This is a genomic window from Bradyrhizobium sp. (assembly GCF_035309285.1).
Classification (GTDB): domain Bacteria; phylum Pseudomonadota; class Alphaproteobacteria; order Rhizobiales; family Xanthobacteraceae; genus Bradyrhizobium.
This window is the reverse complement of the sequence record NZ_DATGFH010000116.1, coordinates 1-2052: the sequence shown is the minus strand read 5'-3', so window position 1 is coordinate 2052 and position 2052 is coordinate 1. Positions and strand designations below refer to the sequence as shown.

2 protein-coding genes are annotated in these 2052 nt (G+C 62.6%); both read right to left on the bottom strand.

What is annotated here, in order from left to right:
• Window positions 1-73: 73 nt before the first annotated feature.
• Window positions 74-745 carry a peroxiredoxin-like family protein gene (locus VKR55_RS22640; protein WP_324406793.1) on the bottom strand — a complete coding sequence of 224 codons (672 nt, stop codon included), beginning with the start codon at window positions 743-745 and terminating at the stop codon, window positions 74-76.
• A gap of 176 nt (window positions 746-921) precedes the next feature.
• Window positions 922-1935 carry a sigma-70 family RNA polymerase sigma factor gene (locus VKR55_RS22635; RefSeq protein ID WP_324406792.1) on the bottom strand — a complete coding sequence of 338 codons (1014 nt, stop codon included), beginning with the start codon at window positions 1933-1935 and terminating at the stop codon, window positions 922-924.
• Window positions 1936-2052: the final 117 nt, after the last annotated feature.

Genomic DNA, 2052 nt, shown 5'->3' with positions numbered 1-2052 from the left:
CGATTGGACGCACCGGCTCGGATTCCAGAGTTGTCGACGGAACACTATCACCTGATTTGAATTTCATGTTCATTCACTCCTTTAAGCAGTTCGCCACGACACTTTCGAGTGCCTTCAACAACTCGGCGGGCTCGAGCCGGTGCGTCCAATCGGCGTCGACAAATGCAAGCCGGATGATGCCGTCCTGAGCGACGATGAACGTTGCAGGCATGGGCAACTCCCACGACTCGTCGCCGTTGCCGGCGGAGATGCCGGGGTGCCGAGCCGCTTCGGGGGTCACGAACACCAGGCCGTACTTGCGCGCCACCACATTACCGACGTCGCTGAGGACGGCGAACGTCAGCTCCTTCTTCTCGACCGTAGTGAGCGTGCTGTCCGGGGTTTGCGGTGAGATGGCGATCAGGGAAGCGCCGAGGGCCGTGATCGAGGGCAAGATGCGCTGGTAAGCACGGAGCGTCAAATCGCAGTACGGGCACCACTCGCCGCGGTAGAAGAGGACCACCGCCGGACCGCGCTGCAGCACGGAATGCAGTGAGACGGTATCGCCGATCTGGTCCGGCAGTGAAAAATCCGGTGCCTTCTGCCCGACGTCCACGGCATGAGCGGTGATGCCGTCATTCACAAGAGTCTGAATGGCGCCCTGAAATCCCTGCAGCATGTCGGCCGGCAGTTGCCGCGCCAGATTGGCCTCCAAGTGCGCGATCTGATCCGCCAGCTCTTGCTCTTTCATTTGATCGATTGCCAAGGTGTTTATGCTCCTGTCCTGTTTGGGTTTGCGCGCGCAACTACCGGTCAACCTTGACGGCTGACACGTCGATACGCGCGGACCTTTCGGAGTTCAACCGACGTGTACTGTGTCGGTTGTCACTGGCTTAGACACGCGCCGCCCGACAAAGTGGGCGGTGGTGCCTCCGGCGAACATTACGCCGGCCGGCGCGGCAACGTGCGCGGCAAGCCGAACCGCGAGAGCAGGCCGGACTCGAAGCGGCTCATTGCCGAAATGCGATCGCCCGCGAGCGTGAGCACCAGCAGTCCAACGCCGTGAAGAATAGGCGCACGCGAATCCGGCTGGTAGAACCCGAACGCCGGCTGGCCGTTTGCGCGCGTCGCCACGAGCTGTTGTCCCGGCTGCAGGACAGCACCAAAAACGTCTCGCGCACGCGCATGACCCTGCCACTCGAAGGGAATTGGGGGCATGCTGATCCACACATCTTCGGTCAATAGCTCGACCAGGGCTTCGATGTCAGCGGCTTGGAATGCGCGCGTGAATCGCTCGACCAGCGCCCGTTCCTCGGGTGACTGAGGAGGTGGGGCATGTTGACTCGCGGAGTCAGGGCCGCGCTGGCGGAGCGTTGCTCGGGCGCGCTTCAGCGCGCTGTTGACGGATTCTTCGGTTGCATCCACCATCTGCGCGACTTCCGTCGAATGGAAGCCAAGCACATCTCGCAGAATGTGGATGGCCCGCTGTCGGGGCGGCAGCAGCTGCAGCGCGGTGATGAACGCCAGAGACACCGCCTCGGTTGTTTGATACAGCGCCTCCGGCCCAGGCGCTCGATCGGCGACACGATCGATGAGCGCATCCGGATACGGTTCTATCCACAGCACCTCGCCGAGGCGAGTCGGCCGCGGAAGTTCGGGCGGCTGCATCAGTCCTTCCTCTCTTGCACGGGCACGACCCGAGCGCAGCATGTTCAAACAGCGGCTGGTTGCCACGCGATACAGCCAGGTGCGTATCGATGACCGGCCCTCGAACGTACTTAGTCCACGCCAGGCCGCGATCAGCGCCTCCTGGAGCGCATCCTCCGCATCGTGAAACGAGCCGAGCATGCGATAGCAATGCAGGTGCAGCTCGTTCCGATGGGCATCGACGAGCTCGCGAAAGGCCGCTTCGTCTCCCGCTTGGGCGCGCTCGATCAGGTCTGGTGACGAGTCCATATCGATTAGACACCCTGCCGGACCGAAACTGGGCGCCCGAGCCGGGTTGTGGTCAGCCTGTTCAGGCTGCTGTCGAGACGTGGCCGAACCTGCTGAGCATCGTACAACCACTCAGCG